General features: G+C 67.8%; 12 protein-coding genes. 4 read left to right on the forward strand and 8 right to left on the reverse strand.

Translation table 11 applies throughout. From position 1 onward, the window contains the following. Window positions 1–79 precede the first annotated feature (79 nt). Both ubiA and HH800_RS21610 read left to right on the forward strand, forming a co-directional pair. A complete protein-coding gene (ubiA, locus tag HH800_RS21605) occupies window positions 80–988 on the forward strand; it encodes a 4-hydroxybenzoate octaprenyltransferase (RefSeq protein ID WP_169862308.1) in 909 nt (302 codons plus the stop codon). Continuing rightward, entirely contained in the window at window positions 985–2,451 is a 1,467-nt protein-coding gene (locus HH800_RS21610) for a phospholipase D-like domain-containing protein (protein WP_169862310.1), read from the forward strand. The genes ubiA and HH800_RS21610 overlap by 4 nt, the downstream gene beginning before the upstream one ends. Here HH800_RS21610 and HH800_RS21615 read toward each other — a convergent pair. The 8 genes from HH800_RS21615 to HH800_RS21650 form a co-directional block, all read right to left on the reverse strand. Next, a complete protein-coding gene (locus HH800_RS21615; RefSeq protein WP_169862312.1) occupies window positions 2,448–3,554 on the reverse strand; it encodes a pyridoxal phosphate-dependent aminotransferase in 1,107 nt (368 codons plus the stop codon). The genes HH800_RS21610 and HH800_RS21615 overlap by 4 nt on opposite strands. Window positions 3,555–3,648: 94 nt before the next feature. Beyond that, a protein-coding gene (locus HH800_RS21620; protein WP_169863298.1) for an IS5 family transposase occupies window positions 3,649–4,412 on the reverse strand; the annotation gives its coding sequence in 2 pieces (ribosomal slippage) (window positions 3,649–4,074 and window positions 4,077–4,412; 762 coding nt in all). Between the two features lie 68 nt (window positions 4,413–4,480). Further along, complete coding sequence (locus tag HH800_RS21625) at window positions 4,481–4,759, reverse strand: BrnA antitoxin family protein (protein ID WP_169862314.1); 279 nt, start codon at window positions 4,757–4,759, stop codon at window positions 4,481–4,483. Then, on the reverse strand, window positions 4,719–4,991 hold the full coding sequence (locus HH800_RS21630) for a BrnT family toxin (RefSeq protein WP_169862315.1): 273 nt from the start codon (window positions 4,989–4,991) through the stop codon (window positions 4,719–4,721). The genes HH800_RS21625 and HH800_RS21630 overlap by 41 nt, the downstream gene beginning before the upstream one ends. 102 nt (window positions 4,992–5,093) lie before the next feature. Then, a complete protein-coding gene (smc, locus tag HH800_RS21635) occupies window positions 5,094–8,537 on the reverse strand; it encodes a chromosome segregation protein SMC (protein WP_169862317.1) in 3,444 nt (1,147 codons plus the stop codon). Between the two features lie 77 nt (window positions 8,538–8,614). Next, a complete protein-coding gene (locus tag HH800_RS21640) occupies window positions 8,615–9,349 on the reverse strand; it encodes a thioredoxin domain-containing protein (protein WP_017501742.1) in 735 nt (244 codons plus the stop codon). Window positions 9,350–9,393: 44 nt separating this feature from the next. After that, a complete protein-coding gene (locus tag HH800_RS21645; protein ID WP_004209297.1) occupies window positions 9,394–10,062 on the reverse strand; it encodes a thioredoxin domain-containing protein in 669 nt (222 codons plus the stop codon). Between the two features lie 41 nt (window positions 10,063–10,103). After that, a complete protein-coding gene (locus HH800_RS21650) occupies window positions 10,104–10,646 on the reverse strand; it encodes a DUF721 domain-containing protein (RefSeq protein WP_004209300.1) in 543 nt (180 codons plus the stop codon). A 26-nt stretch (window positions 10,647–10,672) separates the two neighbouring features. On the opposite strand from HH800_RS21650, the gene mutY reads away from it, so the two are divergent. Next, entirely contained in the window at window positions 10,673–11,743 is a 1,071-nt protein-coding gene (gene mutY / locus HH800_RS21655; protein WP_169862319.1) for an A/G-specific adenine glycosylase, read from the forward strand. Next, window positions 11,730–12,650, forward strand: coding sequence for an NAD(+) diphosphatase (nudC, locus tag HH800_RS21660; RefSeq protein WP_169862321.1), 921 nt, complete (start codon window positions 11,730–11,732; stop codon window positions 12,648–12,650). Before mutY ends, nudC begins: the two co-directional genes overlap by 14 nt. Window positions 12,651–12,678 lie beyond the last annotated feature (28 nt).

Genomic DNA, 12,678 nt, shown 5'->3' on the forward strand with positions numbered 1-12,678 from the left:
CGGCCGCGCTTGTCGTCGGCCCGATCTTCCCTAAAGAGGAAAGCGCGTTCCCGACAAGCGCGGGACGAACGGAGTTGCAGTGAATCAGTCGATCGTCCCCGACAGCGAAGCGCGCGGCTTGCTTGCGCGCCTGCCGGAAACCCCGCGAATCCTGGCCTCGCTGGCCCGACTCGACCGGCCGATCGGCTGGTGGCTGCTATTCTGGCCCGGCGCCTGGGCGGTGGCGCTGGCGGGCGGCGCCTTTGTCCGCTGGCCGCTGATCCTCTGGCTGCTGCTCGGCAGCATCGCGATGCGCGGCGCAGGCTGCGTCTTCAACGACATCGTCGATCGCGATCTCGACGCGCGGGTCGCGCGCACCGCCGCCCGCCCGCTCGCCAGCGGCGCGATGTCGGTCAAGACCGCCTGGGCCTGGCTGCTCGCGCTCTGCCTGATCGGCCTGATCGTGCTGTTTCAGCTCAGCGGCTATGCCCAGGTCGTGGCGCTCGGCTCGCTGGCGCTGGTCGCCGCCTATCCCTTCATGAAGCGGATCACCGGCTGGCCGCAGGTCTGGCTCGGCATCGTCTTTTCCTGGGCGGCGCTGGTCGGCTGGAGCGAGATCGCCGGCGCGCTGACCCTGCCGGGCCTGTGCCTCTATGCCGGCTGCATCTTCTGGGTGCTGGGCTATGACACCATCTATGCATTGCAGGACCGGGAGGATGACGCGCTGATCGGCATCGGCTCCAGCGCCCTGTCGATGGGCCGCCATGTCCGGGGCGGGGTGACGCTCTGCTATCTCGTCGCGCTTGCGCTCTGGGCCAGTGCCATCTGGCAGGTCCGGCCGCAGCTGCTGGCGCTGGTCGCGCTGGTGCCGATGGCCGCCCATCTGCTCTGGCAGGTCGGCACGCTGAAGGAAGACGGCACCGATCCGCTCGTCAAATTCCGCTCCAACCGTTTTGCAGGATTGCTGATGTTCCTTGCCTGTCTGGTCGTCGGGAGTGCTGGCGCATGAGCATGACCGGCCTTCCCACCCCCGGCGCGGATTGCTGGCGCATCGAACAGGCGGTGCGCGCCAGCGTGATCGTCGATGCCGACGCCTATTTCCGCCATGCCCGCGCCGCGATGCTGAAGGCGAAGAAGCGGATCATGCTGATCGGCTGGGATTTCGACGCCGCGATCAGCCTGATCCGCGAGGACCAGGCCGATGATGGCGCGCCGGTGGTGATCGGCGACTTCATCAGCTGGCTGGTGGAACGCACGCCGGACCTGGAAATCTATCTGTTGCGTTGGGACATGGGCGCGATGAAGTCGATGGTCCGGCCGACCAACCTCTTCACCACGCTCAAATGGATGGCCCATCCGCGCGTCACGGTGAAGCTGGACGGCCATCATCCGCCTGCCGCCTCGCATCACCAGAAGATCGTGGTGATCGACGATTGCTTCGCCTTTTGCGGCGGAATCGACATGACCGGCGACCGCTGGGACACGCGCCATCATCGCGACGAGGATCCGGCCCGCCGCCATCCCGATGGCTCTCCCTATGGCCCCTGGCATGATGCCACGACCGCGTTGCAGGGGCCGGTGGCGATGGCGCTGGGCGACCATGCCCGCGCCCGCTGGGTCGGCGCCGGCGGTGACGCGCTGGCCCCGGTCGAGGGCGAATATGATTGCTGGCCCGACGCGCTGCCGGTCCATTTCGAGCATGTCGACGTCGCCATCGCCCGCTCCGCGCCGAAGATGGACGATCAGGACGAACTGATCGAGATCGAGAAGCTCTATCTCCACCAGATCGCGGCCGCCCGGCACTGCATCTATGCCGAAAGCCAATATTTCGCCTCGCGCCGCATTGCCGAGGCGATCGCCAAGCGGCTCGGCGATCCGGATGGACCGGACATCGTCATCATCAACCCGCTCCAGGCCGATGGCTGGCTGGAACAGCAGGCGATGGACACCGCCCGCGCCCGCCTGTTCGAGGCGCTCAAGGAGCGCGACCCGCATGGCAAGCTGCGCATCTACCACCCCTTCACCACGCGCGGCGCCCCCATTTATGTCCATGCCAAGATATTGATCGTCGACGATCGGCTGATCCGCGTCGGATCGTCCAACATGAACAACCGCTCGATGCGGCTCGATACCGAATGCGACGTGGTGATCGACACCGCGCTGCCCGGCAATGACGGCCGGCAGGATGCGATCCTCGCCATTCGCGACGACCTGATCGCCGAACATCTCGATTTGCCGCGCGAGCGTGTGTCGGCGGTGATCGCCCAGCGCGGCCTGATCGCCGCGATCGAGGAATTGCGCACCAAGCCCGGCCGCACCCTGCGCCCCTATGAGGTGCCGGACCTCGCCGATGTCCAGGCCTGGCTCGCCGACAATGAGGTGCTCGATCCCGAAGGCCCGGACGAGATGTTCGAACCGGTCAGCGAACGCGGCCTGTTCCGCCGGATGAAAGGCTGGTTCGGCCGGAGCTAAACTATGGTGAGGGCAGTCGCGATCCGCTCCACCGCGATCGCGAAGCCTTCGGCCTGCTGCGCGAAGCCCAGCCGGATATGCGCCGGTTGGCCGAAGCAGTCACCCGGCGCCAGCAGCACGCCCTGCGCCGCCAGCGCCGCGCACAGCGGCCGGCTGTCGCGCCCGTCGCCCAGCCAGGGAAAGGCGGTGGTGCCACCCTGTGGCCGCACCCATTGCAGCTTGCCGTCGGCCTCGTCGATCAGCCGGTCGAGGACAGCGATGTTGACAGTGGCAACGGCCTTCAGCCGATCGGTGATGGCTGCGCTATGCTCCAGCGCATGGGTCGCCAGCCGCTCCAGCAGCGGCGAACTGCTGATCGTGAAATAACTGCGCGCGTCGATGATCCGGGCGCGCTGCGCGTCGTCGGGCGCGATGATCCAGCCCATCCGCAACCCCGGCAGCGACAGCGCCTTGGACATGTCGCTGGTGACATAGGCGTTGGGGATGCCGGCGGCCGATTGCTGGGGCGTGCCGAAATAGAGCGGATGATAGACCTCGTCGACCAGCAGCGGCACGCCGCGCTCGGCCAGCGCCGCCGCCAGCCGTGCGATCTCCGCGCGCGGCAGCACCGATCCACTGGGATTGTGCGGCGTGTTGACCACGACCCCGGCGGTGTCGCCATCGACCAGCGCCAGGATCGCATCCACATCCTGCGCAAAGCCGGTCTCTCGTGTCAGCGCATAGTGCTGCGTCCCCAGTCCCCAGGCCTGCGCCACCGCCGCATAGGCCGGATAGCCGGGATCCGGCATCAGCATATGCGCGCCCGGTCGCGCCGCGAGGCAGAAGAAGATCGACAGCGCCTCCGACGATCCGGTGGTGACCACCACCCTGTCAGCTTCGCTGTCATGAAAGGCGGCGATCGCCGCGCGCAAGGCCGTGCTCCCCTCGGGCGGGGCATAGCTCAGCACGGTGTCGTCGATCGCCAGCGGCGCGTCGCCCAGCGCGCAAATCTCCGCCACGCTCCAGCGCGGCCCCGTGCTCGACGCCAGATTATAGGCGATCGGCGGCACCGCGAAATCATAGGCCGACAGCCAATGGTCGAGGGCAAAGGGCGGCAGGTCCATGGCACAACTCCGTGATCAGGCCGCCACAGTCGGCAATCGACGCCGACCGGCAAGGTCCAGTCGCGGAAAGGCGGCTCCTAGGCGGTGTTGACACTTACCTGAGCCATAGGACGGTAGCGGCGAGAGTGACGACAGCGAGATAGTTTCGAGCGGTTTTCTCGAATCGTGTGGCGACACGCCGGAACTGCTTGAGTTTGCTGAAGCAGCATTCAACGAGATGGCGCTGGGCGTAGAGATGCTTGTCGAGGGGATGTTTGCGAGCGCGCGACGGGTTGCTGGGAATGACAGCGACAGCACCCTTTGCGGCGATGGCCTGACGGAAGTGATCGGCATCGTAGGCGGTATCGGCCATGATCACCTTGGCTGGCAGTCCATCGATCAGCGGCGCGGCCTGCTGCACATCGCCGCGATGACCCGCGGTGAGAGCGAACCGGACCGGGCAGCCCAGCCCGCGAACCGCAAGGTGGATCTTGGTACTCAGGCCACCGCGGGAACGGCCAATGGCTTGATCTTCAGTCCCCCTTTTTTGGCCCCTGCCGCATGTTGATGGGCACGAACCACGGTAGAATCGACGATCAGATATTCGAAGTCCGGATCATCGGACATCGCCTCGAATATCCGCCACCATACACCCTTCGCGCTCCATCGGCTGAAACGCCGGAAAACGCTGTTCCAGTCCCCAAACACTTCGGGAAGGTCACGCCAGGGGGAACCCGTCCGCACGATCCAGAGCACAGCCTCAACGAACATCCGATTGTCCCGGCCCGTCGAACCCTTCTGTTCAGGGCGCCCGATGATCAGCGGCGCCATCCGCTCCCACGACGCATCGCTCAGCACCAATCGATCCATCACACCCAAAACCGCCTCCAAAAGACAGCCTTGAATCAGACTTCTCCGTAAATGGGAATCCTTAGAGTCCACACCACCTAGAGGCCCAGCGCCTTGCGCAATTGCGCATTGATCCGGCTCTGCCAGCCCGGCCCCGTCGCGCGGAAGGCATCCAGCACCGCCTGATCGAGCCGCAGCGTCACCTGCTGCTTGGGCTGGTTCGATTTCGGCCGGCCGGGCTTGGTGAGCGTGCCATCGGCGGGACGGAGGATTTTTCCGGCCACCCGCAGCTCGGCGCGATCGAATTGCGCATCGCTCCATGCGGGAATGTCATCATCATCCCAGTCGGTCGGTAAAGGCTTTCTGCTCTCGGTCATTGCACTTTCTCATCGAGATGATCCGGATGCCATCGTCGGTTGCGATCCAGACCATCATCACCAGTCGCTCGTTCAGCAGGCCATAGGTCTGAAACCGAGGTTCCGGATAATCGTATCGATCATCCTCAAGCGTCAGGATCGGGCCGCTCATCACCTTCAGCGCATCGGCGAAGTCCAGACCCCGCATCTGCAATGTCTTGGCGCGTTTGGCCGGATCGAAACTGATCTTCATGTCCCAATCTCCCCGATTGCCCATTTTTTACCGGCGGGATTGGAAACGCCATCGACAATCTCGCAAAGGCGCAGCGAGTCGTCAATATTTGTAACTACAAAATCATTGCGCCGCCAGCAGCGCCTCGGCGCCGTGCAGGTTGACCGACACCAGCCGGCTGACGCCGCGCTCCACCATGGTGACGCCGAACAGCCGGTGCATGCGCGCCATCGACACCGCATTATGGGTGACGATCAGGTAGCGGGTGCGGGTCTGGGCGACCATCGCGTCGAGCAGGTCACAGAAACGCTCGACATTGGCATCGTCCAGCGGCGCGTCGACTTCGTCCAGCACGCAGATCGGCGCCGGATTGGTGAGGAATAGGCCGAAGATCAGCGCCACCGCAGTCAGCGCCTGCTCGCCGCCCGACAACAAGGTCAGCGCCGCCAGCTTCTTGCCCGGCGGCTGGGCCATGATCTCCAGCCCCGCCTCCAGCGGATCGTCGCTGTCGATCAGTTCCAGATGCGCCTGGCCGCCATTGAACAGCGTCGTGAAGAGCCGGCGGAAATGGCCGTCCACCGCCTCGAACGCCGCGAGCAGCCGCTGCCGCCCCTCGCGGTTGAGGCTGCCGATCGATCCGCGCAGCTGGTTGATCGCCTGGGTCAGTTCCGCGCTTTCGGACCGGCTGGTCGCCTGGATCGTCTCCAGCTCCTCCAGCTCCTGCGCTGCGACCAGATTGACCGGGCCGATCCGCTCGCGCTCGGCCGAAAGGCGGTCATGCTCGGCCTGTTCGCTCTGGGCGATGCGGATGTCGGCGCTGGGAAAGCCCAGTTTCTCCGGCAGCACCGGCGGCGGGCATTCGAACCGCTCGCCCGACAGGCGATTGGTCTCGATCCGCCGCTCGTCCGCCGCCTCGGCCCGCGCCACCGCCGTCGCCCGCGCCTCGCGCGCGCCGGCCAGCGCCTCGCCGGCATCGGCCGCGCGCTTTTCGGCCGCCTTCAGCGTCGCCTCGGCCTCGATCTCGGCGCGGCGGGCCTGTTCCGCGCGTTCGACCTGCGCCTCGCGCTCCTCGGTCAGCGTGGCGATCGTGGCACCCAGCGCCTCGGGCTGGCCCTCGATCGCGGCGCGCTCCTGCACCACCGTCTCGCCGCGCGATGCCATGGCGGCGATGCGCTTGGCCGCTTCGCCGGCGCGGGTGTTCCATCCCTTGGCCTCGGCATCGGCCGCCGCCATGCGCTCGCGGTCGCTCGACAGTGCCCGATCGGCCAGCGCCTGATCGGCCTGCAACTGGCTGACCGCCATGCGCGCCTTCTCGCTCGCCTGCGACAGCGCCGCCACCTGCGCCCGCGTCTCGGCGCCATCGGGCAGGGCGGCTCGCGCGGACGACGCCTTGTCATGCTCGGCCTGCGCCGCCCCCTGGTCGCGCCGCGCCTCGGCCAGCCGTTCCTCGATCGCCTCGCGCTTGCCGCTCAGCCGCTCCAGCGCGCCCGCCGCCTCGTCCGCCGCGCGCAGGGCCGCGCGCAGCCGCTGGTCGGCATCGCCCAGCTTGGTGCGCCCGGCCGCCAGCGCATCCACCGCCGCCTTCTCGCGCGCACCGGCCTCGGCCTGCTCCGCCTGCGCCGCCTCGACCGCCTGCGCCGCTGCCGGACGCGCAGCATCGATCGCCTCCAGCCGGTTGATGCGGATCAGCCGTTCGGCGGCCACCGCGCCACCCTCGACCGCGACATAGCCATCCCAGCGCCGCAATTGCCCATCCAGCGTCACCAGCCGCTGGCCGACCTGCAGCGCCTGGCCGGTATCATTCTCCACCACCGCCACCTGCGCCAGCCGCCGCGCCAGCGCTGCGGGCGCGGTCACATGCGCGGCCAGCGGGCTGGCGCCGTCGGGCAAGCCGGGATCATCCTTCAACGCTTCAGCACCCGCCCAGCGACGCGGCCCTTCCGCCCCGATCGGTGCTTCCAGATCATCGCCCAGTGCCGCCGCCAGCGCCCGCTCATAGCCCGGTGCCGCCTTCAACTGGTCGAGCGCGCGCGCCCGGCCGCTGCCGCCGGCATCGATCGCCTTGCGCAGTGCCGTCGCCTCGCTGTCCAGTGCCGCCAGCGCCGCCCGCGCCGATGCCAGCGCGGCCTCTGCGCTCGCCCGCGCCTCGCTCGCCACCTGCCGTTCCGTCTCGGCCGCCGCGATCGCCGCTTCCGCCGCCTCGCGATCGTCATTGGCGCGGACCTGCGCCGCTGCCGCCTCGTCGCGCTTCGCTTCCTGCGGCGCGGCATCGGGCAAGGCCGCCGCCTCCCCCTCCAGCCGCCGCATCGCCTGCTCCGCCCGGCCCAGCCGGTCGCGCGCCGCCGCCAGTGCCGCCTCGGCCACGCGCAGCTCGGCCTGCTCGCCCGCCTGCTTGGCCATCGCCTTGGCGAGGTCCAGCTCGGCATCGCGCGCGCCATCCTCGGCGCGGGCGATACGCGCGGCGAAATCGGGGCGCATCGCCTCGGTCTCGGCAATCCGGCCCTTCAGGCTCGCGACCTCGGCCGTCAGCCGCGCAATCGCCTCGGCGGCGTCATTGGCCAGCGTGCCCTCGCGCTCGCGATCCTCGTCCAGCCGCGCCGCCTGCTGCGCCAGGTCATGCAGCCGGCGCACCACCCCGTCGCGCTCTGCCTTCAGCGTGTTGAGCTGGTGGCCGGATTCGCTGGCAGCATCGCGCGTCGCCAATGCCTCCGCCCGCCGCTCGGCCAGCGCGGTCACGGCCGCGCCGCTATGGACATTGGCCGCCGTCAGCGCCTCCTGCGCCGCGCCCACCGTCGCCTCGGCCAGCTTCGCCTCGGCCCGCGCCGCTTCGGCACTGGCATTGGCCTCGCGCCAGCGGGCGAAGATCACGCGACCCTCGGATATGCGGATCTGTTCGGACAGGCGGATATAGCGCTCCGCCGCGCGCGCCTGGCGCCGCAAATTGCCGGCACGACTGTCCATGTCGGCCAATATCTCGTCCAGCCGGGCCAGATTGCCCTCGGCCGCGCGCAATTTCTGCTCGGCATCCTTGCGCCGGACATGCAGGCCGGCGATCCCCGCCGCCTCTTCCAGCATGGCGCGCCGTTCCTGTGGCCGGGCGGCGATGACGGCGGCGATCCGCCCCTGGCTGACCAGCGCCGGGCTGTGCGCGCCGGTGGCGGCATCGGCGAAGATCAGCGCCACATCCTTGGCGCGCACATCCTTGCCATTGGCGCGATAGGCGCTGCCCGCGCCGCGTTCGATCCGACGCGTGACTTCCAGTTCGCCATCGGCGCCGACATCGACCGCGTTGAACAGCTCGCCCTGTTCCTGGATGGTCAGCAGCGACACTTCGGCAAAGTCGCGCTGCGGCCGGCTGGTGGTGCCGGCGAAGATCACATCCTCCATGCCGCCGCCGCGCATCGACTTGGCGCTGGATTCGCCCATCACCCAGCGGATCGCTTCCAGCAGGTTGGATTTGCCGCAGCCATTGGGGCCGACAATGCCGGTCAGGCCCGGCTCGATGCGCAATTCGGTCGCATCGACGAAGCTCTTGAAGCCCGAAAGCTTGAGCCGCTTTATCTGCATGGGGAAACGCCGGGGCAGGGTGCCGCCCCGGTCTCCTTGGGCCTCAGGCCTTCAGATGTCGCCCCCCCTTGCGCCAATCAGATACCCGCTTCCTTGAGCTTGTTCTTCAGCACCGGCCAGGACGAGGCATTCTCGACCACCACGCCGTTCATCAGGAAGGTCGGCGTGCCGGAGATATTATATTGGGCATTGGCCGCCTCGACGCCCTTGGCCAGCTTCTCGGCAGTTGCCGTGTCGGCCAGGCACTGCTTGGCCTGATCCTCGGCAATGCCGCGCTGCTTGGCATAGTCAATGAGGCCCAGCGCGTTGGCCAGCTGGCCGAAACGCTGCGCCGGCGGCGCCGACACCATCGCCTGATAGGGGGCGTCGCCCAGGCCCTGCGCCTTTTCGAACATCGCGCTCTGGTTGGCGAAGAACTGTTCCGACAGCGGATAGTAGATGTCCTTGCCGCCGCAACGGGCCAGCAGCGCCGTCGTGATGTCGATGGGATCGCGGACATAGACGCGGAATTCGTAGCTGATCTTGCCGCTATCGACCATCGCCTTCAGCTCTTCCGACGATTCATGGGCGAAGTCGCGGCAGTGGCTGCAGGTGAAGGAGCCATATTCGACCAGCTTCAGCTTGGCGGCGGGATTGCCCATCACGAAATTGCCTTCGGGCGTTTCGGCGACGGTTTCCGACCAGCTGGTGCCGGCGGGCGCGGCCACGGCGGCGATCGGGGCGGCTGAGGTTGCATTGCCCTCATCCTTCTTGCCGCAACCGGCAAGCGTCAGGGACAGGGCGATAAGGGCAAGGCCGGACAGGACTTTCACGACGGGCGACGCTCCGAATTATGGATAGTTGGGGACGGTTTAGATCAGCGGGCGGCTGCGGGCAATGCGGCCTTGAGCAACTCCCAGGTCGATCCCTGGACCAGCGTGCCGTTGACGACGAAGCCGGGCGTGCCGGTGATCTTGACCTTGTTCCACGCCTCGTCGGTCATCGCCAGGATCGCCTTTTCCGATGCCGGGTCGGCGATGCAGGCGTCGAGTTGCGCATTGGTGAAGCCGCGCTTGTTCATCAGCGCATACAGGCCGGTCTTCTGGCCGATGTCGCGCAGCGCCGCCTTCTGCTCGGTCGGCTTGGCCGCGCCCTTGTCGTACGCCATGATCTGCTCCATCCAGGCATCCTGGTTGGCGAACAGCGCCTCATGATTGCCCATGAAGCGCTTGGCGCCGCCGCAACGGGCGAGCAGCGCGGCGGTCAGGTCATATTTGTCGCGCACGGCGTTGCGCACTTCGGCGCTGACCTTGCCACCCTTCACATAATCGGCCTTCAGCGATGCACTCGCGTCATTCACGAAATGGGCGCAGTGGCTGCAGGTATAGCTCACATATTCGACCAGCTTGGTCGGGGCGGCGGGGTTGCCCATGACATGGCCACCGATCGGCGAACGCACCACCTGCGCGACCCAGTTGGGCGCGGCGGCGACGGCGATGGCGGGAACGGCGATCAGGGCAAGCAGGGAAAGGCGGAACTTGGTCATGGGGCAGTCCTAAGGCATCGCCCCGGACGGGGCGGGTTGCATCAACCGATCTTGGGCAGGCCATTCGAATTCGCAAGCCCCTGTGCCAGCGATTCGAGGACTTTGCGCAATTCCGGGTCACCGATGTCGCGCAGGGAATCCCCCAGCTCGACCGGAATGGGTTTGAGGTTGCGGGGCGGCGGGCGCCGCTCGACCGGTGCGGGACCGACCATGCCCTGCTTCATCGCCACCTTGGCGACGGCGGCATAGCCGAAGAAGCGGTTCACCCGCTCGATAATGTCGGGCAGTGCATGCTGGATCATCGGCGCATGGCCGCTCATCACGGTGAGTTGCAGCGTGCCGCCCGATTTCTGGCCCACCGGGAAGCGGATCGACTCGGGCGCGGTGATCGCGGCATAGTCGGCACCGACGATATCGTTCCAGCGGGTGACGATGCTCGACTGGACGAAACCGAACTTGCGGAATGCGGTGCGGCCGATCTCCGGCATCAGGTCGGCGATCGCGCGCGGCGCACCCGTGCGGGGGCGCTCGGCCGGCGGCGCGGCGCGGCTCGTCTTTTTCGCGGTCGGGGGGCGTTCCGTCATGGCGCGCTACATGGCATAGGGCCGCCATGCGCGTCGAGATGTCGGGTTCAAAAATCGCACGGGATCTGCTGGCCCATTATGACGTCCATGCCCGGCGCCTGCCCTGGCGTGCGCCACCGGGCGCCAATGCGGCCGATCCCTATCATGTCTGGCTGTCCGAAGTGATGCTGCAACAGACCACGGTCGCGGCGGTCGGCCCCTATTTCGAGAAATTCACGGTCCGCTGGCCGACGGTGGAGGATCTGGCCGCCAGCGCCGACGCCGACCTGATGGCGGCCTGGGCGGGGCTGGGCTATTATGCCCGTGCCCGCAACTTGCTGGCCTGCGCCCGCGCCGTGGTGGCCGACCATGGCGGCCGCTTCCCCGACACCGAAGAGGCATTGCGCGCCTTGCCGGGCCTGGGCGCCTATACCGCCGCCGCCGTTGCCGCGATCGCCTTCGGCCGCCGCGCTGTGGTGGTCGATGCCAATGTCGAGCGGGTGGTCGCCCGCCTGTTCGCCATAGCGACACCGCTGCCCGCGGCCCGGCCGGCCATCCGCGCCGCTGCCGACAGCATCACGCCGGATCTGCGCGCAGGCGATTTTGCCCAGGCGATGATGGATCTGGGCGCCACCATCTGCACGGCGCGCAACCCCGCCTGCGGCATCTGCCCGCTGCGTCAGGATTGTGCGGCGGTGCGCACTGCCGATCCCGCTGCCTTCCCGGTCAAGGCGCCGAAAAAAGCCAAGCCCCATCGTCTCGGCCATGCCTGGTGGATCGAACGCAGCGATGGCCAGGTCTGGCTGGTGCGTCGTCCGGACAAGGGATTGCTGGGCGGCATGCGCGCGCTCCCCAGTTCCGAATGGAACGCCGCGCCCGACGCCACGCCGCCCTTCGCCGCGCAGTGGCAGACCATCGATCCGCCGGTCGCCCATGTCTTCACCCATTTCTCGCTGGCGCTCAGCGTCCACACTACCCATGTGGGGATGGACCATGTGCCGGCGGGCGCGGGCGAATGGTGGCCGCGCGCCCGGATCGGCGAGGCGGGGCTACCCACCCTGTTTGCGCGGGCAGCCGATGCGGCGATGAAGGAGATGACGGACGATGCACGGAACTGACCCAATGGCGCACGGCCTGCCCGGTTTCGTCGGCGGCACGCTCGACCGGGTCGACCATATCCGCAGCAATCCCGCGCTCCATGCGCAGGCCTTTGCCTCGCCCGACGCCCGGCTGCTGATCCTCGAAGGGCTGGAGCCGGTGACGGACGATCATGGCCTGGCCCTGGCGCCGCTTGGGCCCGATGCCCGGATCGAGCAGCATGTGCTGCTCGGCGTCGATCTGCAGGATCGCCCGATCTTCGCCCATTTGGTCGAGACGCTGGAACAGGGGCCCAACGCGACGCCGCGATCGCGTGGCCTCGCCGATCTCGTCTCCGCGTCCGATGTCGCGCTCTACGGCACCGCGCGCAGCCTCGTCTTCTGGCATGCCCGGCATCGCTTCTGCTCGGTCTGCGGTGGTCCGACCCATGCACACAAGGCCGGCTGGGCGCGTCGCTGCGGAACCTGCGCCTCCGAACATTTCCCGCGCGTCGATCCGGTTTCGATCATGCTCGCCGAGCATGAGGGCCGTGTCCTGCTCGGTCGCCAGCATAGCTGGCCGCCCGGCCGCTATTCCGCGCTCGCCGGCTTCATCGAACCGGGCGAGACGGTCGAGGAAGCGGTCGCGCGTGAATTGAAGGAGGAAGCCGGCATCACGGTCCATTCGGTCCGCTATGTGATGAGCCAGCCCTGGCCCTTTCCGTCCTCGCTGATGATCGCCTGCGTCGCCCAGTGCGACGATCCCGCGCTGACCCTGGACGAGACCGAGATCGAACATGCCTTCTGGTGCGATGCCGATGGCGTCGCCGCCGCGCTGGCGGGCGATCCCGACGCGCCCTTCCTCGCCCCGCCGCGCATGGCGGTCGCCTGGCATCTGCTCGATCATTGGCTGCGCGGCGCGGTTGCCCCGTCCGACGCAAGGGCGTAAGGCCCGGCTTCGTCTTCACTACAGGATC

The sequence above is a fragment of the Sphingobium yanoikuyae genome (assembly GCF_013001025.1).
Taxonomy (GTDB): Bacteria; Pseudomonadota; Alphaproteobacteria; order Sphingomonadales; family Sphingomonadaceae; genus Sphingobium; species Sphingobium yanoikuyae_A.

Coding starts and splice junctions, on each gene's coding strand:
- HH800_RS21610 (WP_169862310.1), top strand. CDS start 985: ATGAGCATGACCGGCCTTCCCACCCCCGGCGCGGATTGCTGGCGCATC.
- HH800_RS21615 (WP_169862312.1), bottom strand. CDS start 3,554: ATGGACCTGCCGCCCTTTGCCCTCGACCATTGGCTGTCGGCCTATGAT.
- HH800_RS21625 (WP_169862314.1), bottom strand. CDS start 4,759: ATGACCGAGAGCAGAAAGCCTTTACCGACCGACTGGGATGATGATGAC.
- HH800_RS21630 (WP_169862315.1), bottom strand. CDS start 4,991: ATGAAGATCAGTTTCGATCCGGCCAAACGCGCCAAGACATTGCAGATG.
- smc (WP_169862317.1), bottom strand. CDS start 8,537: ATGCAGATAAAGCGGCTCAAGCTTTCGGGCTTCAAGAGCTTCGTCGAT.
- HH800_RS21645 (WP_004209297.1), bottom strand. CDS start 10,062: ATGACCAAGTTCCGCCTTTCCCTGCTTGCCCTGATCGCCGTTCCCGCC.
- HH800_RS21650 (WP_004209300.1), bottom strand. CDS start 10,646: ATGACGGAACGCCCCCCGACCGCGAAAAAGACGAGCCGCGCCGCGCCG.
- mutY (WP_169862319.1), top strand. CDS start 10,673: ATGCGCGTCGAGATGTCGGGTTCAAAAATCGCACGGGATCTGCTGGCC.
- nudC (WP_169862321.1), top strand. CDS start 11,730: ATGCACGGAACTGACCCAATGGCGCACGGCCTGCCCGGTTTCGTCGGC.